Origin of the sequence: Acinetobacter kyonggiensis, assembly GCF_900107285.1 — a bacterium.
In the GTDB taxonomy this organism is placed as follows: Bacteria; Pseudomonadota; Gammaproteobacteria; order Pseudomonadales; family Moraxellaceae; genus Acinetobacter; species Acinetobacter kyonggiensis.
Map to the genome: position 1 here is coordinate 50,762 of NZ_FNPK01000008.1, position 23,186 is coordinate 73,947.

16 protein-coding genes are annotated in these 23,186 nt (G+C 41.3%); 15 read left to right on the forward strand and 1 reads right to left on the reverse strand.

The window, feature by feature from the left end; all coding sequences use genetic code 11:
* Window positions 1–2: 2 nt before the first annotated feature.
* The 3 genes from BLV99_RS08255 (at window position 3) to BLV99_RS08265 (ending at window position 3,418) form a co-directional block, all read left to right on the forward strand.
* Complete coding sequence (locus BLV99_RS08255; protein WP_092689531.1) at window positions 3–1,412, forward strand: UDP-N-acetylmuramoyl-tripeptide--D-alanyl-D-alanine ligase; 1,410 nt, start codon at window positions 3–5, stop codon at window positions 1,410–1,412.
* Complete coding sequence (gene mraY / locus BLV99_RS08260; protein ID WP_092689534.1) at window positions 1,412–2,530, forward strand: phospho-N-acetylmuramoyl-pentapeptide-transferase; 1,119 nt, start codon at window positions 1,412–1,414, stop codon at window positions 2,528–2,530. The genes BLV99_RS08255 and mraY overlap by 1 nt, the downstream gene beginning before the upstream one ends.
* Window positions 2,531–2,614: 84 nt before the next feature.
* Window positions 2,615–3,418 (forward strand): putative RNA methyltransferase, encoded by an 804-nt coding sequence (locus BLV99_RS08265; RefSeq protein WP_092689537.1) that lies wholly within the window; start codon window positions 2,615–2,617, stop codon window positions 3,416–3,418.
* 404 nt (window positions 3,419–3,822) lie between these two features.
* On the opposite strand, the gene ponA is transcribed toward BLV99_RS08265, so the two are convergent.
* Window positions 3,823–6,354, reverse strand: coding sequence for a penicillin-binding protein PBP1a (ponA, locus tag BLV99_RS08270; RefSeq protein WP_092689539.1), 2,532 nt, complete (start codon window positions 6,352–6,354; stop codon window positions 3,823–3,825).
* A 165-nt stretch (window positions 6,355–6,519) separates the two neighbouring features.
* On the opposite strand from ponA, the gene BLV99_RS08275 reads away from it, so the two are divergent.
* The 12 genes from BLV99_RS08275 to BLV99_RS08335 all read left to right on the forward strand — a co-directional run bounded on the left by BLV99_RS08275 (window position 6,520) and on the right by BLV99_RS08335 (window position 23,186).
* Window positions 6,520–7,581 (forward strand): pilus assembly protein PilM, encoded by a 1,062-nt coding sequence (locus BLV99_RS08275; protein WP_092689541.1) that lies wholly within the window; start codon window positions 6,520–6,522, stop codon window positions 7,579–7,581.
* Entirely contained in the window at window positions 7,581–8,222 is a 642-nt protein-coding gene (locus tag BLV99_RS08280) for a PilN domain-containing protein (RefSeq protein ID WP_092689544.1), read from the forward strand. The genes BLV99_RS08275 and BLV99_RS08280 overlap by 1 nt, the downstream gene beginning before the upstream one ends.
* Window positions 8,219–8,974, forward strand: a complete 756-nt coding sequence (locus tag BLV99_RS08285) for a type IV pilus inner membrane component PilO (RefSeq protein WP_092689546.1) — start codon at window positions 8,219–8,221, stop codon at window positions 8,972–8,974. The genes BLV99_RS08280 and BLV99_RS08285 overlap by 4 nt, the downstream gene beginning before the upstream one ends.
* Entirely contained in the window at window positions 8,974–9,501 is a 528-nt protein-coding gene (locus BLV99_RS08290; protein ID WP_092689549.1) for a pilus assembly protein PilP, read from the forward strand. Before BLV99_RS08285 ends, BLV99_RS08290 begins: the two co-directional genes overlap by 1 nt.
* 61 nt (window positions 9,502–9,562) lie before the next feature.
* Window positions 9,563–11,680, forward strand: a complete 2,118-nt coding sequence (locus BLV99_RS08295; protein ID WP_171259172.1) for a type IV pilus secretin PilQ — start codon at window positions 9,563–9,565, stop codon at window positions 11,678–11,680.
* A gap of 36 nt (window positions 11,681–11,716) precedes the next feature.
* Window positions 11,717–12,265, forward strand: a complete 549-nt coding sequence (gene aroK, locus BLV99_RS08300) for a shikimate kinase AroK (protein WP_074944980.1) — start codon at window positions 11,717–11,719, stop codon at window positions 12,263–12,265.
* Window positions 12,266–12,282: 17 nt separating this feature from the next.
* Entirely contained in the window at window positions 12,283–13,368 is a 1,086-nt protein-coding gene (gene aroB, locus BLV99_RS08305; RefSeq protein WP_092689555.1) for a 3-dehydroquinate synthase, read from the forward strand.
* A gap of 3 nt (window positions 13,369–13,371) precedes the next feature.
* Window positions 13,372–14,217, forward strand: coding sequence for a hypothetical protein (locus BLV99_RS08310; RefSeq protein ID WP_092689558.1), 846 nt, complete (start codon window positions 13,372–13,374; stop codon window positions 14,215–14,217).
* Window positions 14,218–14,380: 163 nt separating this feature from the next.
* Window positions 14,381–15,523, forward strand: coding sequence for an RNA-guided endonuclease TnpB family protein (locus BLV99_RS08315; RefSeq protein WP_092689560.1), 1,143 nt, complete (start codon window positions 14,381–14,383; stop codon window positions 15,521–15,523).
* Between the two features lie 583 nt (window positions 15,524–16,106).
* The gene (gene gltB, locus BLV99_RS08325; RefSeq protein ID WP_092689565.1) at window positions 16,107–20,582 is read left to right on the forward strand and encodes a glutamate synthase large subunit; all 4,476 of its coding nucleotides are present in this window, start codon (window positions 16,107–16,109) and stop codon (window positions 20,580–20,582) included.
* A gap of 73 nt (window positions 20,583–20,655) precedes the next feature.
* Window positions 20,656–22,077 carry an FAD-dependent oxidoreductase gene (locus tag BLV99_RS08330; protein WP_086164713.1) on the forward strand — a complete coding sequence of 474 codons (1,422 nt, stop codon included), beginning with the start codon at window positions 20,656–20,658 and terminating at the stop codon, window positions 22,075–22,077.
* A 224-nt stretch (window positions 22,078–22,301) separates the two neighbouring features.
* The gene (locus BLV99_RS08335; protein WP_092689568.1) at window positions 22,302–23,186 is read left to right on the forward strand and encodes a metal-dependent hydrolase; all 885 of its coding nucleotides are present in this window, start codon (window positions 22,302–22,304) and stop codon (window positions 23,184–23,186) included.

Genomic DNA, 23,186 nt, shown 5'->3' on the forward strand with positions numbered 1-23,186 from the left:
TGATGCATACCTCAACGACAAGTACCGTGCCTTTAGAGCCTTGGACAGCAGATTTATTGGTTCAAGCGACACAAGGTTATTGGTTTAATGATCAAGCCCCTGTGGGGGATATTAAGCGTATTTTGACTGACTCACGTCATGCAGAAAAGGGTGATGCCTTTTTAGCCCTGAAAGGTGAGCATTTCGATGCCCATGACTTCGTGGCGCAAGTTGCGGCAAAGGGGGGGTGTCAAATCGCCATTGTTAGTCATCCTGTTGATGCTGATATTTGTCAGTTGGTGGTTGCCGATACGCGCTTGGCATTGGGTCATTTGGGAGCTTATCGCCGTGCGCAAAATACGCAATTAAAAGTGATTGCGTTAACAGGGAGTAGCGGTAAAACCACCACCAAAGAAATGTTAGGCAGTATTTTATCCCGCCTTGCACCAACCTTGATTACCCGTGGCAACTTAAATAATGATTTAGGCGTGCCGATGATGTTGCTGGAGCTGCGTGCTGAACATCAATATGCCGTCATGGAACTGGGTGCCAGTCATCAGGGGGAAATTGATTACACCTCGAATTTGGTTCAACCACATGTGGCAGGCATTATTAATATTGGCACAGCACATTTGGGTGAGTTTGGCGGGCGCGATGGCATTTGCCGTGCTAAATCTGAAATTTATGCACATATTGCTCCGTCAGGCACATCCATCATTCCTGCAGCTGATGATTTTGCTGACTGTATTCGTCAGTCGGTCAAAACTGAACAATGTTTAAGTTTTGGTGAGGGGGGGGATGTTTTTGCTACACAGATTGCATTGCAGCCGCAATCCTCTACTTTTAGCTTAAATACACCACAGGGTGTGCGTAGTGTGGATTTACCTTTTGCTGGTGAGCATAATGTGCAAAATGCCACCGCTGCCGCTGCATTTGCTTTAGCGATTGGCATTACTTTGGATGATATTGTACAAGGTCTGGAGCAAGCGAAAGGTGCAAAAGGCCGTTTGAACTTTATTCAGCAAAATAAAAACCTATTCATTGATGATACTTATAATGCCAATCCAACGTCCATGCGAGCAGCCGCTGAAGTGCTTGCTCAGCAAGGCGGGGTGAAAGTGTTGGTGATGGGAGATATTGGTGAATTAGGCGCATCTGCGGCACAACAGCATTATATGCTTGGCCGTGATCTGGTCGCACAAGGCATTCACTTTGTGGTGGCTGTGGGTGAATTTGCACCTGCCGCACAAGAAGGTGCACGTAGTACTCAATATGGTAAAAAAATGCAGGCCTTTTTGACACAGCAACAGGCACTACCTTTTTTAATTGATTTAATTGCAACACATCAACCGCAATCCATGAGTTTTCTGTTCAAAGGTTCTCGTTATACCCACATGGAAACATTGATGGCTGATTTGATGGAGAAACTTTAATGCTGTTATGGCTATTTGAACAACTGGCGGGCTATAACAGCTCATTTCAGGTGGTTCGCTATTTAACATTACGTGCTTTGCTGAGTGTTTTAACTGCGCTGACGATTGGGCTGGTTTTGGGTCCCGTGATGATCCGCAAGCTTCAGACACTCAAATACGGTCAAGCAGTGAGTTCATTCGCACCTGAAAATCATGCTAAAAAAATGGGCACACCGACCATGGGCGGGATTCTCATTCTGCTCTCGATTGGTACTTCAACTTTGCTCTGGGCCGATTTATCCAACCCTTATGTTTGGATTGTACTGGCTGTGATGGTGATTTTTGGTGCTGTAGGTTGGGCAGATGACTGGATTAAAGTTCGCTATAAAGACAATGCCGGCTTGCCTGCCAAGAAAAAATTCTTTTGGACCTCGGTGGCATCCTTAGGGGCAGGTATTGCGCTGTATGTGATTGCGACAGAGCAAAGCAATCCAGTACATACTGCGAATATGTTGGATTTGTTGATTCCATTCTTTAAAAATATCAGTATTCCGTTGTCGGCAATTCCTTTAGGTATTGGTTTTATTCTGTTTACCTATTTGGTGATTAATGGTGCATCCAATGCCGTGAATCTTACCGATGGTCTCGATGGTTTGGCGATTATGCCCATCGTTTTGGTTGCAGCAGGTTTAGGCGTGTTTGCTTATCTTGCCGGTGATGTCCGTTTTGCGAATTATTTACATCTACCTTATGTGAAGTATTCATCTGAACTGGTGGTGATTTGTGCCGCGATGATTGGTGCTGGTTTAGCATTTCTTTGGTATAACGCACATCCAGCGCAAGTATTTATGGGCGATGTCGGCGCACTTTCATTGGGTGCAATGCTGGGGACAATTGCAGTGATGGTTCGTCAGGAAATCGTCTTTGCGATTATGGGTGGCGTATTTGTGGTGGAGGCGATTTCGGTATTTTTACAAATTGGCTCATTGCGGATGCGCAATAAACGCGTCTTCTTGATGGCACCTTTGCATCATCATTATGAGAAAAAAGGCTGGCGTGAAACCCAAGTGGTGATTCGTTTCTGGATTATTACAATTATGCTGGTTGTTTTGGGTTTAATGACCTTAAAATTACGTTAAGCAAATCCTTGAAAAAAGAGCCGGCATTTGCTCCCACATTTGCCGGCTCTTTTTTATTGCACATTTACGCTTTTGGAGAAAATAATGAATTTGCTCATGTGTCCTGTATGTCGTGAGGCATTACACTTAACTGAGAAAACATGGAGCTGTGTCAATAAGCATAGTTACGATGTGGCAAAGCAGGGATATGTGAATTTACATGTCGTACAACATAAGCACAGTAAAAATCCGGGTGATACGCCTGAATCTGTGCAAGCGCGTCGTGCATTTTTAAGTGCAGGTTTTTATGCCCCACTACAACATGCTGTGGTGACAAAAATTCGTGAATTAAAAATTAACAACCTACTGGATATTGGTTGCGGTGAAGGCTATTACACCGATGCAATGCAAGCTGAAGTGTCGCAATGTATTGGGGTTGATATTGCGAAAAATGCCGTACAGGTGGCCGCGAAGCTGAATAAAAAAGTGACATGGGTGGTGGGTACAGGTGCGACTTTACCGGTGTTGGATGCCTCAATTGACCTATGTACGAGTTTATTTAGTCCAATTCCAAAGCAAGAAATATTGCGAGTACTCAAACCCAATGCCTATTTAATGGTGGTCACACCTGCAACTGAGCATTTATATGCCATGCGTGAGGCACTTTTTGAAGAAGTGAATCCCCATGAGTCACATAAGTTTGTTGAGCAATTGGAAGATGCTTTTGAATTGCTTGAAGAGTGTGTTGTTGAATCAGCATTTACTGTGCAACAAACAGACTTGAAAAACCTGATTGCGATGACACCCTATGCCTATAAAGCTAAACCAGAACGCCGTCAGGTTTTGGAGCAGAGTGAGCAATTTAAGTTAACAGGGCAGTTCCAAATTTACCTCTTTAAAAAGAAGTGATCTCAATAAAAAAGCCCTCATTAAATGAGTAATGCCTGTCAGTTAAGGAGTTTTGTAATAAACTCCTTAACTTTTTAGTGCTTCACAACGGAGTCTTATATTTTTAAATCCAATGCTTGGAGCTCATCTATTACTTTGGATAAGCCCAAATGAGAAGCAGAGCTTCGCAAGAAAGGCATCTTGCGGCGCAGTGCGCCTCACCGCAAAACTCGCCAAATTCCTTTTATTGATTAATAAATCGCAGAAACCTTACTTTTTTAATCTTGCGGTGTATACACCTCATGCCTCGAACAGTTGCGGATGACGTTTCCACGTATCGAAGAACATCATGAATTTAAAATAAAAAAGCCAGTCAATTTCTTAACTGACTGGCTTTACTTATCAAATGAGGGCTTTTTTTATTCTTACTGAACTTGATCAATCAGGTGTTCAAGCGCATCGGGTTTAGTTGGTGTTTTTTGCATGGTTGGAGGTGCTGCATGATTAGGGACAAGTGTTTCCTCATCAGGCAGATCTTCAAAATCACGTTCAGGCGCTCGTTTAGGCGTAACCAGTGCAGGGCGGTACAATGGCAGTGCTAAAGGAGGTGAAGAGCGGTCACCTTCGGTCTGTGCATCTACAGTAACCGTCTGGTTGTGATTGCTTGGTGCTTTGGCATTTTTATCGAAATGAACCCATGCTGCTGGTGTGCCTTTTAAGGCATTCCCCATAAAATTGGTCCAGATCGGCAAAGCGGCAACACCACCATATTCACGACGACCCAGTGTGGTTGGCTGGTCAAATCCAACCCATGCCACAGTAACCAGCTTGCCATTAAAGCCAGCAAACCAAGCATCTTTGGCATCATTGGTGGTGCCTGTTTTACCACCAATATCATCACGACCAATTTTAAGTGCAGCTCGACCTGTACCATGCTGAATCACATCACGCAAAATATTGGCCATGTCATAAGCAGAGCTTGATTTTAAAATACGCTGAGCTTGACGATACTGACTTTTGGATTCATCCAATTGAAGTTGGAGCAGTTCTTTTTCTTCTGGCAGCGTTTGGTTGGTCACTTCAATGACTTCATCATCTGGAGTCACAGCTTCTGCCGATTCAATTTCTTCTGCATCTGTTTGATTGATACAAGCAATACAGGCATATTCAGGATTGCTTTGATAAATCACTTTGCCATAAGCATCTTCAATGCGATCAATAAAATGCGGTTGAATGCGATAACCGCCATTGGCAAAGGTTGCATAGCCCGTTGCCATTTGAATAGGCAGAACTTGTGGTGTTCCCAGTGCAATGGTGTAATTACGTGGAATTTGATTTTCGTGCAAACCAAAATCCATAAATAATTGTCGAGTACGTTCAATCCCGACTGTTTGCAACAGACGAACAGAAACTGTATTTCGAGAAAGATATAAGGCACGACGCAGCGGAATCATGCCTAAATAACGTCCATCGGAGTTTTTAGGCGACCATTTGCCAATGGTAATTGGGCTATCATTGACCATGCTATAAGGCGTCATACCACGTTCAAGCGCCAAGGCATACACAAATGGTTTGATGGTTGAACCAGGTTGGCGCCATCCTTGTAATGCACGATTGAATTTAGATTGATAAAAATTATAACCACCGACAATGGCTTCGATTGCACCATTATTGGGGTTGATGGCAATCAGTTGCCCCTGCGCTTTAGGGACTTGAATCAGCGCCCATGAGGTTTTGTTGTCATTTGGGCGTAAGCGAATAATATCTTTTACTTTTACAATTTGAGCGGCTTTGCTTGGTGCAGGACCAACGCTGTTGGCATTTCGGTATGGGGCAGCCCATGACATACCTGACCAAGGTACGGTCACGGTAGAGCCATCTTGCATCAAGGCTTCAAAAGAATTGCCATTAACTTGAATGACCTTGGCAGGGTAAGTATTTGCATAAGCATTAAATTCGGTCAGCGGTTTATCATGCGCTTCGGCACCTCGCCAACCATGGCGACGATCATAGGCTTCTAAACCTTCTTGTACGGCTTGTTCTGCATAGGCTTGGCGTTGACTATTGACCGTTGTGTAAACTTTATAGCCAGAATCGATGGCATGTTCACCAAACTTTTCAACCAGTTCAGAGCGCACCATTTCCCCCACATAAGGGAATTTATTATTGATACCGCGGTCAGGCATATCTAAATTAATTGGTTCAGCAATCGCTTTTTGATATTGGGATTGATTGATTGAGCCTAATTGCAACATCCGTCCTAGAATCCAGTTTCGGCGTTCTAAGGCACGCGTTGGGTTGACCACAGGATTATATTTAGAGGGTGCTTTGGGTAAACCCGAAATCATCGCCATTTGGGCAATACTGAGCTGATCTAAGCTTTTGTTGTAATAAATTTTTGCTGCTGCAGCGATGCCGTAAGCATTTTTTCCTAAGAAAATTTTATTGACATATAACGTTAAAATTTCTTCTTTGCTGAGGTTTTGTTCAATTTTACGTGCAAGAAAAATTTCGGTTAGTTTACGTTTTAGTGTGCGTTCAGGGGTTAAATAATAATTTTTTGCCACCTGCATGGTGATGGTTGAACCACCCGTTTGTACATTCGATCCAATAATGGTTTCACTGACAGCTCGGCCTAAACCTTTAAAGCTAACGCCACTGTGTTCAAAAAATGAAGAATCTTCTGCCGCAAGGAAGGCAGAAATAAAGGGTTTTGGAATTTGTTTATATTCTACAGGGACCGATAATTTTCCACCATATTCCGCAATAAGCTCATTATCAGCACTATACACCTGTAACGGTTTTAACAACGGCGCCTTTTTTAAGGTGGTCATTTTGGGTAAAGACGGGGCAATATAGAGATACATGCCATAGAATCCCATCGGAATTGAGACCAAAACTATAATTATGATCAAAAAAAATGGATGAACACGGCCTGAACGAGATAGCTTTTTCATAACAAGTAAGTTTTAATAAGAGCTAATGGCAAACTAATTGGCGGTCAGTATAGCCTTTACAAATACAGATTGTTAGATGAGTTATTGTATCTGTATAAAATTATAGACCAACACTGATTAGTGGGTTACTTTTATTGGGGATAAAAAAATAATAGGAATTGTATTGTGCTCAGGTTATATCGTAAGCCAAATAAGGGGTTAATTGGAGTGGATATTAGTTCTACTTCTGTTAAATTATTGGAACTTTCTGTTAAAAGCGGTAATAGATATTGGGTTGAAAGCTATGCACTGGTTCCATTACCAGAAGGTAGTGTGGTTGAAAAAAATATATTGAATCCTGAGGCAGTGGGTGATGCATTGGAGCGAGCAATCAATCTAGCCAATACTCAATCTACAGCTGCTGCTTTTGCAATTCCAACCTCAATGGTGATTACCAAAACAATTGAGATGGATGCAGATATGACGGATGATGAACGAGAAGTTCAAATTCGTATGGATGCTGAGCAATATATTCCTTTTCCGATTGATGAAGCGAACCTTGATTTTGAAGTTTTGCCAGAGCGTTTAGCCAATCCAAATCGAGTAGATGTACTATTGGTCGCAACCCGTTTTGAAAATATAGAAGCACGTTCTGAAGTACTAGAGTTTGCGAACTTGACACCGAAAATTGCCGATGTTGAAAGTTTTGCGATAGAAAATGCCTATCAAGTGTTTTCAGATACTTTACCTATGGGCGTGAATACCGTGGGGATTTTAGATATTGGTCATACCATGACGACCTTATCTGTCATGCAAAAAAACAAAGTGATCTATACCCGAGAACAGGTGTTTGGCGGTAAACAACTGACTCAAGAAATTCAAAATCGTTATGGTTTGTCTTTTGAAGAGGCCGGTCGTGCGAAAAAAAGTCGTTCATTACCCGATGATTATGATGTTGAGGTTTTAGAGCCATACTTAGATGCTCTGGTACAACAGGCTGCACGATCATTGCAGTTTTTTTTCTCATCTTCACAGTTTAATGAAATTGATCATATTTTATTGGCGGGGGGTAATGCCAATATTCCGGGGCTCCCGAAGCTATTACAACAAAAACTTGGTTATCGTGTGACTATTGCCAACCCATTTTTACAAATGGGATTTTCTCCACAAATTGATATTAAAAAGATAGAGAACGATGCTTCCTCTCTCATGGTGGCATGTGGTTTGGCATTGAGGAGCTTTGATTAATGGCAAGAATTAACCTACTCCCTTGGCGTGATGAGCTAAGAGAGAAACGGAAAAAAGAATTTATTGCAATTTGTATTGGGGCGGCATTAATCGGGGTTTTAGCCGTTGCACTGGCATGGTTTTACTATAACCAGAAACTTGAAGACCAAGAACAAGCCAATCAACTGATTACCAGTACCAATCAAAATCTTGATGTGCAATTGAAGTCTTTAGAAGGCTTGGAAAAGCAGCGTGATGCGATTATTGAGCGTATGAAGCTCATTCAAGGTTTACAAGGACAAAGACCGATTGCTGTTCGTCTGATTGATGAAATGGTACGCGTGACACCAACTAATTTGTATATTACTAAATTTGCCCGTACAGGCGATAAGTTTACCATTGAAGGGAAAGCAGAAAGCCCAAATACGGTTGCGGAATTTTTACGTAATTTAGAAGCATCGCCTTGGTATCGTAATGCCTTTATGAATTCTTTCTTGGCTGTAGAAGAGAAAAAAGATCAGGCACCAAGCTCTGTGGTGCCACGTGTTGAAGAGAGTTATGGTTCATTTGTGGTGACTGCTGATTTAGATGAAATTGCAGCGCCAACAGAACCAGAAGTACCACCTAATACAGCTAATTCAACAGCGGGGGCAGCACAATGAGTCTCGATGAATTTGATGAGTTAAATCAAAAAGAAGCTGTTGTAACTAAAAAGAAGATGACGTTGGATAAGTTTCTTCAGCAGTTCAATACCTTAGATATGAATAACTATGGAAGCTGGCCATTATCAGTCAAAATCACTTGCTGGATTTTGATTATTATGATGATTGCTTTACTGGGTTATTTCCTATCGATTAAGGGCAAGTTGGATGATATTTCCAATGCCAGTGCACAAGAGCAAAATTTACTCAATGAATTTCGCGAAAAGGATTCCAAGCTGCGTAATTTGCAACAGTTACAAGCGCAGTTGCTGGAAATGGAAGCAAATTTTAATCAGCAACTCGAGCAATTGCCAAAAGAAACTGAAATTCCTGGATTGGTTGAAGATATTAACGTCAGTGGTGTGAATTCAGGTCTGAAATTTAAAAATATTCTTTTAGAAAATGAAGTGAAACAAGAGTTCTTTATTGAACAACCGATCTCGATTGAAGCGACGGGCGATTATCATGCCTTTGGTTCTTTTGTCAGTGGTATTGCTGCACTTCCGCGTATTGTAACTTTGCATGATTTTGATATTACAGCAACGGAAAATAAAGAGAAAAGAACCGATATTCCTCAAATTACTTATAGCGTGAAAGCCAAAACGTACCGTTACATCGGAAATACGGACAATAGCGCATCAACCGCTGGAACAGCTAATGCGACGGATAGTGCAACTGCTAGCTCACCTACTGCAGCAGGAGGGACACAGTGATGAAAATAGAAAAAATTACTTTAAGCCTGATGTTGGGATTGTTATTGGTTGGCTGTGATTCTCGTATTGATGCTGTGAATGAGCAAATGGCGAGTATTCGCAATCAACCCCCTTTACCGATTGAACCCGCACCCGTGTTTGCACCTGTGCCAACATTTGATTATTCAGCCCACCAGCTCAAAAGTCCTTTTTTACCGGGTTCTTTGGCTGCTGAATTACAAATTATGGCTGGGAAACGGGTCTATCCGAATTTGTCACGTCAACCGCAACCTTTAGAAAGTTATGCGATTGAGTCCTTAAATATGAAGGGCAGTATGCGTAGCCAAACTGGACAAGTTTTGGCATTGATTCAAACCCCAGATGGTGAAATTGAACGCATACAACTTGGCAGTTATATGGGTGTTAATCACGGTCGTGTGGTGAAAATTACGCCAACACAAATTGATCTCGTGGAAATTATTCCAGATGGGCGAGAAGGATACGTGGAGCGTCCAAGAAGTCTTATCTTAATTGGACCTGCGCCGTAAGTTTAAAGGAATAAAAATGAATAACAGTTTTAAAGATTTTATATTTGGGGATGGCAATACAATGAACCATTTGTTCCGTCAATTTTCTATGGGTGCTGTGGCGATTGCAGTCATGCAAGTTGCGAATGCACAAGTCAGTATTACCAATATTGTACCAATGCAAATTGCAGGTCAAGGTACAGAAATTCGGGTCATGTTTAATGGCCTACCACCGCAACCTCAAGCCTATCAATTAGAACAGCCATCACGTTTGGTTCTTGATTTTGATAAAGCCCAGCAGAATTTAAAACAAAATAGTATTGCAGTTGCCACTCAAGAAGCCAGCTCTATAGATGTCAGTTCTGATGCTCAGCGTTCGCGTTTAACGGTAAATTTAGCGGATGCGGGTGCCTTTACCACACGTGTTGAGGGTAATACCTTTATTTTAAAAATTAATGCGGCTGGTAATGCTGTTGCCACTGAAAATGTCACTGCTCAAAAATCTGCACAAGGAATTTCCAATATTGGTTTCCAGCGTGGTGGTCAAGGTGAAGGGCAAATTGTGATTGATTTATTGGGGACGAATACCCCAGTCGATGTACAACAACAAGGCAGTAAGGTTGTGGTCAGGACTTTAGGAAATAAAGTACCTACACATTTGGCTCGTCGCTTAAATGTCAATGATTTTGCAACACCTGTATCTACCATTGATGCACATAATGATGGTGGAAATGGTGTGGTGACCATTCAGACCGCTGGCAGCTATGAATATATGGCATACCAAGCGGATAATAAACTTACCATCAGTTTGAAGCGTCCAGAGGATAAAAGTCCACTGAAACCAAAAGCTACAAATAGCTATACAGGTAAAAAGATTTCACTTGATTTTCAGGATATAGAAGTACGTCGAGTTCTACAGTTATTGGCAGACTTTACTGAAATCAATATGGTTGCAGCCGATACCGTGCAAGGCAATATCACCTTACGTTTAAAAGATGTGCCATGGGATCAAGCACTGGATATTATTCTAAAAACAAAAAATTTAGATAAACGCCGTAATGGCAGTGTGATTTGGATTGCCCCTGTTGCTGAATTGATTAAATCAGAAGAAGATGAGGCAAAAGCAATTGCTCAAAGTATTAAACTCGCTCCGATTCAAACAGAATATATTAAATTAAGTTATACCAAAGCTGCAGATATTTTAAAGTTATTAGAAGAATCTCGTGATAGTAAAGGTGGTGCATCAAATCGTACTGCTAATTCAGACTCACTTGCACTGGAAAGCTTGTTGAGTTCACGTGGTAGTGCTGTTGCTGATGTACGGACCAATACGTTAATTATCAATGATACTGCACTGAATATTGATAAAGTTCGTAAAATGATTGACTTGCTGGATATTGCTGTTAAACAAGTCATGGTTGAGGCGCGTATTGTTCGTGCTTCAACCGATTTTACCAAAGAAATGGGCGTGAAATGGGGTATTTTATCTCAAGGCGTTAATAGTAATAGCAGTTTACTTGTTGGTGGTAGTGATACGACCCTATGGGATTTAAAAACACCTGATGATGAGGGTAAATATACCATTCAGCGTCCAGATAATCTCAATGTCGATTTAGGCGTAACAACTCCAGGAGCAAGTAGTATTGCTTTTGGTTTAATTAGTTTGTCTGATTTTATGCTGGATTTAGAACTTTCTGCATTACAAGCAGATGGTTATGGTGAGGTTATTTCAACACCAAAAGTCCTCACTGCAGATAAGCAACCCGCTCAAGTTGCATCAGGTACACAAATTCCCTATCAGTCTTCAGAGGGAGGCGGTGTAAATGCAGTGTCTAAAACAGAGTTTATTGATGCAACTTTAAGTTTGGATGTGACCCCAAGCATTACGCCTGACGGTAAAATCCAAATGATGTTGAAAATTAAAAATGACTCAGTGGGTACACCAACGCCGACAGGTCAATATACAATTAATAAGAATGAGATCAATACCAATGTATTGGTGGATAATGGTGAGACCGTTGTGCTTGGTGGTATCTTTGAGCAATTAACTTCCACGAGTCAAACTAAGGTGCCTTTCTTGGGAGATTTGCCTTATGTGGGGCGTTTATTCCGTAAAGATGCAAAAACGGATAAAAAGAGTGAGCTATTGATTTTTGTTACACCACGAATTGTTAATGACAGTGTTTCAAGAAATCATTAATATATTTTGAATTTAGCAAAATAAATAGGTGACTCCTTGCCAAGCAATGAGTTTGAAACCCTGCCAAATATTTATTTGGTAGGGCCAATGGGGGCTGGGAAGACAACGGTTGGTCGACATTTAGCAGAACTGCTAGGACGAGAGTTTCTTGACAGTGATCATGAAATTGAACGTAAGACAGGTGCAACCATTCCTTGGATTTTTGAAAAAGAAGGGGAAAATGGATTCCGTAACCGTGAAACCATGGTCATTAATGAACTTACTGCCCGCTCACAACTGGTTCTTGCAACGGGTGGTGGGGTCGTCACTCAAGCTGCGAATCGTGAATTTTTAAAACAACGTGGAATCGTTGTTTATCTCTATACTCCTGTCGAAATTCAATTGCAGCGTACTTATCGGGATAAAAACCGTCCTTTACTACAAGTTGAAAACCCTGAACAAAAGTTACGTGATTTATTGGCAATTCGTGATCCTTTATATCGAGAAATTGCACATTATATTATTGAAACAAATCAGGGTGCTGCCCGTGATTTAGCGCAAAAAATCTTACATATGATTGTTTCTCAAGAAGCAGATTTAGTCTAATTAATGGTTTAAATTTCATGCAAACTTTACATGTTGAACTCGGCGATCGTCGATATCCTATTTTTATTGGCAGTGATTTAAACCCACAATCTTTACTTGAGCCGTATATTCACGGAAAACAAGTCATGATTGTAACCAATACAACAGTTAAGCCTTTGTATTTAGATCATTATGTGAGTGCAATTGAGCGTTTAGGCAAAACAGTGGCAACATGTGTTTTGCCTGATGGTGAAAAATATAAAAATAGTGAACATTTAAATTTAATTTTTGATGCTTTGTTAGCAGCGGGTTTTAATCGTGATGCGACAGTTTTAGCCCTCGGTGGAGGGGTGATTGGAGATATGGCAGGTTTTGCATCAGCATGTTTCCAGCGCGGTGTTTATTTTATCCAAGTGCCAACCACGCTTTTATCTCAAGTGGATTCCAGTGTCGGCGGGAAAACAGGCATTAATCATCCTTTAGGTAAAAATATGATTGGTGCATTCCAACAGCCCCAAGTGGTGTTGGCAGATATGGAGCAATTAAACACTTTGCCAGATCGTGAACTGTCTGCGGGTTTGGCAGAAGTAATTAAGTATGCCTTATTGGGTGATCTTGATTTTCTAACTTGGCTCGAAGCGAATATGGATGGCTTGGTTGGGCGTGATTCTACATTACTGGCTGAAGCAGTTTATCGTTCATGTGCGCATAAGGCACGAATTGTCGCCAATGATGAAAAAGAGCAAGGTGAACGTGCTCTACTGAATTTAGGTCATACTTTTGGTCATGCCATTGAATCGTATTTAGGTTATGGAGTTTGGTTACATGGTGAAGCCATTGCAACTGGCATGGTGATGGCTGCGGATTTATCGCAGCGCATGGGCTGGATTTCGCTTGATGATGTCGAACGTACAAAAATAATCATTCAACGTGCCCATTTACCCGTAAAATGCCCAGCAATTCCACTGGATGAATTCCTTGGCTTTATGGCGCATGATAAAAAAGTGCTGAAGGGGCAATTACGTCTGGTACTGATGAAATCTTTAGGGCAGGCGATCATTAGCAATGAATTTGATGTGGAATTGATGAAGCAAGCGATTTTAACGAATCAAGAGAAGGCATAAGGCATGGCAACCATCCGTACACAATGGCAACGTATTCGAAACTATATCTGGCTCGTGTGTGGGATGGTGTGTTTGTTTGCGGCACTGGTTTTTTGGGCAATTACAGATAGTGATGCATTGGTAGAAGTGGAAAAATCTGCTGAAACTGAGTCTGAGTTACAAATTCAACCTGAAAAAGTGGCTGCAAGCAACCTTTTAGGTGCGCTGCAAGACGAAGTGCGTCCTTTAGCCATGACGACCCGTATAGTGACAACGGCAAGCTATGAATCAGAGTTTCGTGGCAGTAAATTTATTAATGACAATAAAAATGCAATCACGATAGAGCTATTTCGAGTGACTGAAGATGATGTTCTTCGAAGTTTTCTTAAAAAACAATCAGATCGTAGCAACTTTTTTTATATTCGTTTGAATGGTGAAAGTCAAATTGAACAATATGTGCTGCTTTACGGTTTATATAAGAATAATGCTGAAGCAAAACAAGCACTAGAACAATTGCCACTGAAATTTCCAAAGTCGACTCAACCTAAAGTACAAGATATCGAAAATTATGTAACATTGGTGAACGATATGGGGGCGGAAGAAATGGCGACGAATAATAAATTATATGCCATCAACTTAAAATCTGCACCTTTGCCTAAAGTCGATCAAACTTTATTGGCTTTACCTAAACTGAAACCAGCAGTTGCACCTGTTGATCCGAAAACAGCGACCACAACGACCAAGGTGACACGTCGTGATGAGCAAGGTAATGTTGTTGATATACAAGAATCTCATTCTACGGTTGACCCTGTTTCTAAACAAAGTGGCAGTAAAGCGGCAGAAAAAGAAATTAGTGATCCATTTAATTAAGTATCTGTAATTCTCTATCTCTAATCTGTTTGCAAAGCAGTTCTTCTCAACTGGAGATAGATAGTGCAGTTAGCGAATAGCTCTTTTATTTGTACGACACAATATGTCGTACTGGTGTATTGGTGATATGTATTTATTTCTTTACTGTTATTAAAATTGTTGAATGAATAAGCCATTTTTGAAAGCGTATAAATATCGCATTTATCCAAATCGAGAACAGCAAGTGTTGATTGAAAAACACTTTGGATGTGCTCGTTTTACTTTTAATTGGGCATTGGCTTTACAACAGAGCTATTACAAAGAGCATAAAAAAATTTTATCTCGAAAAGAAATTCAAGATCAGCTTGTATTACTTAAAAAAACTCCTGAATTTGAATGGCTAAATACGGTTAACAGTCAATCGTTGTTGAGTAGTTTATTGCATGTCTATACAGCATTTGGCAATTTTTTCAAATGTCGGGCAGAGTTTCCTAAATTCAAATCTAAAAAAATACAGCAACGCTCTTATCAGTGCCCTCAACACTGTACAGTGAATTTTGCTAGTGGGGTGTTGAATTTACCGAAGATTAAAGAAATTAAAACCATATTTAGTCGGCAATTTGATGGCAAAATCAAAACAGTGACCATCAGTAAATCAGCGACAGGTAAATACTATGCTTCAATCCTAGTTGAAACAGAGGTTAATCTACCTGTACCAAGCATCATTGAAGTAGACAAAACTATCGGGATTGATCTAGGTCTGACTCATATGTTGATTCAGTCAGATGGTGACAAAGTTGAAAATCCACGATATTTGAAAAAAGCTCAAAAACGATTGGCGATACAGCAAAAAATATTTTCTAGAAAAAAGAAAGAAGCCCAAAATTATCGACGACAAAAATTAAGGGTTGCGTGTATCCATGAAAAGGTACGAAATCAACGCTTAGACCTACATCATAAACTCACGCATAAATTGATCTGTGAAAACCAAGCGACTACGTATGCAGTAGAAGATTTAGGAGTTAAAAGCATGGTGAAGAACCGTAAACTTGCAAAATCCATTAGTGATATTGCATGGGGGCAGTTCCTCACACTCTTGAAATATAAGGCTGAATGGTACGGTAAGAACATACTTAGGATTGGTCGTTTTGTGCCTAGTTCAAAAACATGTTCCCAATGTGGCTACACAATGGAAAAGTTACCCTTGCATATTCGTTCATGGAGCTGTCCTGACTGTTTATCTGTCTTGGATCGCGACTTGAATGCGAGTATGAATATCCGCAATTTCGCTTTAGCTGATGTGCTAGGACAATTTAGTACTGTATAAAGAGTTCCTGTGCCACTATATCTGTCAGCGCAGATGTGGTATCGAAAGGTGTAAGTATTACTGCTTACATGGGTCGCAAAAATCCCCTATTATAGCTTTCAGCTTAGTGGTGGGAGTATGTCAATTAAAAATAGAGTTCTAAAATAGAGCAAATTAAGTTATAAAAATATTTATATGCACAAATATAGTGCGAAAAGTGTTTTTTAGAAAATAAGCTTGTGTTGTAGAAACTTTAATATTTCTATATTTAAAACATTTAGCATTGTATTTTCTGAATTGGCATAATTTTTGCTTTATTGGTGCATGAATTGAGTTATTGTCCCTATTTTGGCGCGAAAAGATTCAATGATTGTGCGAAGTTGTTGAATTTACCTGCTTTAAAAGAGTGCGTAAGATCAACAAAACATTTTTGTAATTGATTCATGTATGCAAGATGAAATACGATTATCTTAAGCATGTGAAGAAAATGATTTGGCTCAATCTTGATCTGCGTGTGAGTAAATTGGACTAAATCGCAAAGAAGATATTTGATTGTTAGACGCCCGCTATATGGGCCATGTTGAAAGAAGGGTACGCTATGCACATGCCATCGCCTAATACTGTAGCTCCCGCTCAAGGTTTATACCAACCGGATGAGTTTAAAGATAACTGTGGTTTCGGTTTAATTGCCCATATGCAGGGTGATGCGAGCCATGATTTGGTCAAGACCGCGATTCATAGTTTAAGTTGTATGACCCACCGTGGTGGTATTGCCGCAGATGGCAAAACAGGGGATGGTTGTGGTTTATTGCTGGCTATGCCCAAAGCGTTCTTCCGTGAAGAAGCCAAAAAACTCAGTGATATTACCCTAAGTGAAATTTTTGCGGTCGGTACTATTTTCTTAAATCTTGATCCCGCTATTGCTGCACATTCAAAACAAATTCTCACCAAAGAAATTGAATCTGAAGGTTTAAAAGTTTTGGCTTGGCGTTTGATTCCAACCAATGTTGAAGCTTTAGGTGAGATTGCATTGCAATCGATGCCAGCCTTTGAACAAATTATTGTCAATTGCCCTATGGGCGTGACTGAGGTTGAATTCAACCGTAAGTTATTCTTGGCACGTCGCCGTGCTGAACAGTTGTTAGTGAATGATTCATCATTCTATGTCACAACATTGTGTTCAACTGTGATTACCTATAAAGGTTTGATGATGCCTGCTGCGATTGCAGACTTCTATACAGACCTTGCGGATCCACGTTTAGAATCCCATATTGTGGTATTTCATCAGCGTTTTTCGACCAATACTTTACCGCGTTGGCCACTCGCGCAGCCTTTCCGTTACTTGGCGCACAATGGTGAAATTAATACCATTACTGCCAACCGTAATTGGGCAATGGCACGTGTGCCTAAATTGGAAAATCCATTATTGCCGGGTTTAACTGAATTAAATCCAATTGTAAACCGTACTGGTTCGGATTCTTCAAGCTTGGATAATATGCTTGAAATTCTGGTCGGTGGTGGTATGGATTTATTCCGTGCACTGCGTATGCTGGTTCCACCAGCATGGCAAAATGTTGAAACTCTAGATGCAGATTTACGTGCATTCTATGAGTTTAACTCTAAGCACATGGAAGCATGGGATGGTCCTGCAGGTCTAGTGATTCAAGATGGTCGTCATGCCATTTGTATGCTCGATCGTAATGGCTTACGTCCTGCACGTTGGGTGATTACCAAAAATGGTTACATCACTTTGGCATCTGAAATTGGGGTTTGGGGTTATCAGCCTGAAGATGTGATTTCTAAAGGTCGTGTTGGTCCAGGTCAAATTTTAGTGGTTGATACCTTCACAGGTAAAATGCTTGATACGCAAGATGTTAACAAGCATTTGAAAAATATGCGTCCTTACCGTCAATGGTTACGTGAAAATTCAGTTCGCGTTCAAGGCAGTCCAGAGCTTGAAGAATATTTATGTGATCAAGGCTTAAAAGGTGATGACCTAAAAGCAGCACAAAAAATGTTTATGGTGACCTTTGAAGAACGTGATCAATTGCTGCGTCCAATTGCAGAAAGCGGTCAGGAAGCCGTCGGTTCGATGGGTGATGATACGCCAATGGCGGTCTTGTCTCGCCAAGTACGTCATGTATCAGATTTCTTCCGTCAACAGTTTGCACAGGTGACTAATCCACCGATCGATCCATTACGTGAATCGATTGTGATGTCTTTAGAGACATGTTTGGGGCGTGAGCAAAATGTGTTTGAACAAAGCCCTGAACATGCAGATCGTTTGATTATTTCAAGTCCTGTACTTTCAAATTCTAAAATGCACCAAATGCGCACTTTAGGTCGTAAAGGCTATGAAATTGCCGACATCGACTTGAACTATGTGGCAACTGAAGGTTTAGAAGCTGCAATTGCACGTATTTGTATTGAAGCTGCTCAAGCAGTTCGTGATGGTAAAACCTTATTGGTGCTTTCCGATAAAAAAATTCGTGAAGGTTATTTACCAGCCAATGCATTGATGGCAACAGGTGCGATTCACCATCACTTGATTCAAGTGGGTTTACGTACCGATGCCAATATTATTGTCGAAACTGGTCTGGCACGTGATCCGCATCAATTTGCCGTGATCTTAGGTTTTGGTGCAACTGCGATTTATCCATACTTGGCTTATGATGTGATCAATGATTTGGTTGCTAAAGGTGAGTTACTGGGTGATCCAATTCACGCCCAAGCCAACTTCCGTAAAGGGATTGAGAAAGGCTTGCTGAAAGTACTTTCGAAAATGGGTATTTCAACGGTTGCCTCTTATCGTGGCGGTCAGTTATTCGAAGCTGTGGGTTTATCCAATGAAGTAGTGGATAAATGCTTCACTGGCGTACCAAGCCGTATTCAAGGGGCAACATTTGCTGACCTTGAAAATGATCTTAAAAAATTGGCGGAAAATGCGTGGAAAACACGTAAGCCAATCGATCAAGGTGGTTTGCTGAAATTTGTATTCGATAAGGAATACCACGCATTTAACCCAGACGTGATCAATGCTTTGCATAAATCGGTACGTTCAGGCAATTATGCCGATTTTAAAGAATATGCAGAATTAGTGAATAATCGTCCGATTGCCACCATTCGTGACCTCTTTAAACTCAAAACGGATAATTCAATTGCCCTTGAGCAAGTGGAATCAGTCGGAGAAATTTTACCGCGTTTTGACTCGGCAGGAATGTCTTTGGGTGCATTGTCTCCTGAAGCGCATGAAGCGATTGCGATTGCCATGAATACCATTGGTGGTCGTTCAAACTCGGGTGAGGGCGGTGAAGATCCTGCACGTTATGGCACCATTCGTAACTCGAAAATCAAGCAGATTGCTTCGGGTCGTTTTGGGGTAACACCTGCGTACTTAACTTCAGCAGAAGTGTTGCAGATTAAAGTGGCGCAAGGTGCGAAACCGGGTGAAGGTGGTCAGTTACCGGGCGGTAAAGTGAATGGCTTAATTGCACGTTTACGTTATTCAGTACCGGGTGTAACCCTGATTTCACCACCGCCACATCACGACATTTATTCGATTGAAGATTTATCGCAATTGATTTTTGACTTAAAACAAGTCAATCCTCAAGCGATGGTATCGGTGAAATTGGTGTCTGAACCGGGTGTAGGTACGATTGCCGCTGGTGTTGCGAAAGCCTATGCCGACTTCATTACCATTTCGGGTTATGACGGTGGTACAGCTGCTTCTCCATTGTCTTCAATTCACCATGCAGGTTCGCCTTGGGAATTGGGTCTAAGCGAGGCACATCAAGCACTTCGCGTAAATGACCTGCGTGGCAAAGTACGCGTCCAAACCGATGGTGGTTTGAAAACAGGTTTAGATGTGGTTAAAGCGGCTATTCTTGGTGCTGAAAGCTTCGGTTTTGGTTCAACCCCAATGATCGCATTGGGTTGTAAATACCTACGTATTTGCCACCTCAACAACTGTGCGACGGGTGTTGCAACGCAACAAGATCATTTACGTCAAGAGCATTATATTGGCGAGCCAGAAATGCTGATTAATTTCTTCCACTTTATTGCAGAAGAAACGCGTGAATGGTTGGCAGCATTAGGTGTTTCAAGCCTCAAAGATTTGATTGGTCGTACTGATTTACTCGAAGTATTACCGGGTGATACCGATAAGCATGCACACTTAGATTTAAGTGCCTTGTTAACCTCACATCCTTCTGCGGAAGGTAAGGCGCAATACTGTCAAGTTCAAGGCAATGCACCTTTTGACAAAGGCTTACTTGCAGAGAAAATGGTGGTCGAGATGCTTCCGACTATTGAAGCAGGCAAGATTGGTGAGTTTAACTACAATGTTGTCAACTGTGACCGTTCAATTGGTGCGCGTATTTCAGGTGAAATTGCGCGTCGTTATGGCAACTTAGGTATGGAAGCACATCCTGTTGTCATGAATTTGAAAGGGACGGCAGGTCAATCACTGGGTGTTTGGAATGCAGGTGGATTGCATATCAAGCTTGAAGGTGATGCCAACGATTACGTGGGTAAAGGTATGGCGGGTGGTCGTATTTCGATTTTCCCACCAAAAGGTTCACCGTTCCAAACTCAAAATACAGCCATTATTGGTAACACCTGCTTGTATGGTGCAACGGGCGGTAAAATCTTCGCTGCTGGTACTGCGGGCGAGCGTTTCGCAGTGCGTAACTCAGGTGCATTTGCGGTGATTGAAGGCGCTGGCGACCACTGTTGTGAATATATGACCGGTGGTATTGTGACTGTACTGGGTAAAGTTGGTCACAACTTCGGTGCGGGTATGACAGGTGGTTTCGCTTATGTGCTTGACCTTGATAATGATTTCGTTGACCACTATAACCATGAGTTAATTGAATTAAATCGTATCTCTACAGAAGCGATGGAAGAACATCAAGAATTCTTAAGCCGTATTTTAGATGAACACATTCAAGAGACAGGTAGTGCGTGGGCGTATAAGATCCGTAATGAGTTTGATTTTTACAGCCGTAAATTCTGGCTTGTAAAACCAAAAGCTGCTAATTTGCAAACGCTTTTGAAAACCACTAAAGCTGATCCACAATAATTCCACGACGAACAGATTGATAGGCAGGTGTAGTGGATAAATAAACCGACTGCACCTACCCACGGAGAGAGACATGGCAGAGCGCCTAAACAATGACTTTCAATTTCTGGATGTAGCACGCCAAGATCCAGAGAAAAAAGATCTCACTGTCCGCAAAGCAGAGTTTGTGGAAATTTATAAACCGTTTACAGCGGAAATTGCGGCCAATCAAACGCATCGCTGCCTCGGTTGTGGTAACCCGTATTGTGAATGGAAATGTCCAGTACATAACTACATTCCAAACTGGTTAAAACTGATTGCTGAAGGTCGTATTTTCCAAGCAGCAGAACTTTGCCATCAAACCAATACTTTGCCAGAAGTCTGTGGTCGTGTATGTCCACAAGACCGTTTATGTGAAGGTGCTTGCACCTTAAATGATGGTTTTGGTGCAGTGACCATTGGTAATGCAGAAAAATATATTAATGACACTGCTTTTGCTTTGGGCTGGCGTCCAGATATGTCTTCTGTAAAGTGGACAGATAAAAAAGTTGCGATTATTGGTGCAGGTCCTGCAGGTTTAGGCTGTGCGGATATTTTAGTACGTAACGGGGTTAAACCTATTGTATTTGATAAACGTCCTGAAATTGGTGGTTTGCTCACGTTTGGTATTCCAGAATTTAAAATGGAAAAAGACGTAATGAAACGTCGCCGTGAAATTTTCACGGGTATGGGCGTTGAATTTCGTTTAAATACTGAAATTGGTACAGATGTGACCATTGAGCAATTGCTTGCAGATTATGATGCTGTCTTTATGGGTATGGGAACATACACCTATATGAAGGGCGGTTTTGCAGGTGAAGAGCAAGATGGTGTGTATGATGCACTGGATTTCCTGATTGCCAATGTCAACCGTACGCAAGGTTGGGAAAAAGACCCAAGCGAGTACATCAGTGTTGAAGGCAAGAAAGTGATTGTGCTTGGTGGTGGTGACACTGCGATGGACTGTAACCGTACTTCAATTCGTCAAGGTGCTGAATCAGTTGTCTGTGCATATCGTCGTGATGAAGAAAATATGCCGGGTTCACGTCGTGAAGTAAAAAATGCACGTGAAGAAGGTGTGGACTTCCAATTTAATCGTCAACCTATTGAAATTGTGGGCGAAAATGGAAAAGTCACAGGCGTTAAAGTGGTCACAACACAATTGGGCGAAGCGGATAGTCGTGGTCGTCGTAGCCCTGAACCAGTTCCGGGTTCAGAAGAAATTTTGCCTGCGGATGCAGTACTTTTAGCTTTCGGTTTCCGTGCCAGTCCAGCAGATTGGTTTGCGGGTGCAAACATTGGTTTAGATGGTTCTGGTCGTGTAGTTGCAGCTGAGAAGCAACAATACAAATTCCAAACATCAAATCCGAAAATCTTTGCGGGTGGTGATATGGTTCGTGGCTCTGACTTGGTGGTGACGGCCATTTGGGAAGGTCGTGAAGCTGCTGAAGGTATTTTGGATTATTTAGATATCTGATCGGATATTGGATTAGCTTTTTAAGCTAAGCTGAAAATATCTTAAAAGTGAATCGCTTAAATCCCCCTTTGAAAAAAGGGGGATTTTTTATTTTGCAAAGGTTTTAGGCAAAACCACTGATCATGTTGTCTCTTTTGGCTAATTGAACAAGCGCTTTTGCCATATAACAGTTGTGATTTACTTCGCATACTAAAATCCATTGTCTATTTTGACTGGATTACTCTATGAGCACCGTGGCGGCAGAAAAATCATATCAAAATCGTCCCAAAGCCATTGGCATTACAGTACGACGTTTACAATTTAATCCTCAGGCCATTCGTCGACATTATTTTGCTAATTCTCCTGTCATGTCACATTTACTTACGGCACTTTCTTCGACTTTCCCGATCGGTGAACAATTTTTTGTGCATAGCGTAAGAAATGTACGCGATAAAGTGAAAGATGAAACTCTGCAAGCGCAAATAGCAGCATTTATTGGACAAGAAGCCATGCATTCCAAAGCACACGCTGAATTCAATGCGGCTTGGCGTAGTGAGGATTATAATTTAGATCGTTTTCAGGCGTGGTTGGCGCGTAAAGATGACTATGTCAAAAATTTACATCCTAAAATTCAACTCGCGATTACCTGTGCTTTTGAGCATTTTACTGCATTACTGGGCGGTTATATTCTTAGGCATCCAGAGGTTTTGGCGACCCTAGATGAGGATGCTGCAAAACTTTGGGTTTGGCATGCCATTGAAGAAATTGAACATCGGGCGGTGGCTTTTGATGTTTACCAAGCTGTATACGGTGATGATAAAATCCGGCGTATGATTATGCGTAGTGTAACAACGGGCTTTGCCAGCTTAACGCTCTATTCTGCCACACGGTTATTTCTCCAAGATAAGAAAAAAAGTTTGCCGAAAGTGGGCGGAAATATTTTTGGATTGTACTTGCTGGGAAAAATGTTTCTGCAACTTGCTCCAGAATATTTAGCTTATTTTAAACGTGATTTTCATCCTTCTGAAATTGACTATACAAAACTGATTAGTGACTGGAAACAGCGTTTAGCAGAAGACTATCAAGTAGAAAGTTTTCAACATGAATTAAAGCCAATTTTGCTGAATTAA

What these genes read in the sequence shown, in the direction of transcription:
- BLV99_RS08255 (WP_092689531.1), top strand. Translation starts at nt 3, where the DNA reads ATGCATACCTCAACGACAAGTACCGTGCCTTTAGAGCCTTGGACAGCA.
- ponA (WP_092689539.1), bottom strand. Translation starts at nt 6,354, where the DNA reads ATGAAAAAGCTATCTCGTTCAGGCCGTGTTCATCCATTTTTTTTGATC.
- BLV99_RS08295 (WP_171259172.1), top strand. Translation starts at nt 9,563, where the DNA reads ATGAACCATTTGTTCCGTCAATTTTCTATGGGTGCTGTGGCGATTGCA.
- BLV99_RS08335 (WP_092689568.1), top strand. Translation starts at nt 22,302, where the DNA reads ATGAGCACCGTGGCGGCAGAAAAATCATATCAAAATCGTCCCAAAGCC.
- aroB (WP_092689555.1), top strand. Translation starts at nt 12,283, where the DNA reads ATGCAAACTTTACATGTTGAACTCGGCGATCGTCGATATCCTATTTTT.
- mraY (WP_092689534.1), top strand. Translation starts at nt 1,412, where the DNA reads ATGCTGTTATGGCTATTTGAACAACTGGCGGGCTATAACAGCTCATTT.
- BLV99_RS08330 (WP_086164713.1), top strand. Translation starts at nt 20,656, where the DNA reads ATGGCAGAGCGCCTAAACAATGACTTTCAATTTCTGGATGTAGCACGC.
- BLV99_RS08280 (WP_092689544.1), top strand. Translation starts at nt 7,581, where the DNA reads ATGGCAAGAATTAACCTACTCCCTTGGCGTGATGAGCTAAGAGAGAAA.
- BLV99_RS08265 (WP_092689537.1), top strand. Translation starts at nt 2,615, where the DNA reads ATGAATTTGCTCATGTGTCCTGTATGTCGTGAGGCATTACACTTAACT.
- BLV99_RS08315 (WP_092689560.1), top strand. Translation starts at nt 14,381, where the DNA reads ATGAATAAGCCATTTTTGAAAGCGTATAAATATCGCATTTATCCAAAT.
- gltB (WP_092689565.1), top strand. Translation starts at nt 16,107, where the DNA reads ATGCCATCGCCTAATACTGTAGCTCCCGCTCAAGGTTTATACCAACCG.
- BLV99_RS08285 (WP_092689546.1), top strand. Translation starts at nt 8,219, where the DNA reads ATGAGTCTCGATGAATTTGATGAGTTAAATCAAAAAGAAGCTGTTGTA.
- BLV99_RS08290 (WP_092689549.1), top strand. Translation starts at nt 8,974, where the DNA reads ATGAAAATAGAAAAAATTACTTTAAGCCTGATGTTGGGATTGTTATTG.
- BLV99_RS08310 (WP_092689558.1), top strand. Translation starts at nt 13,372, where the DNA reads ATGGCAACCATCCGTACACAATGGCAACGTATTCGAAACTATATCTGG.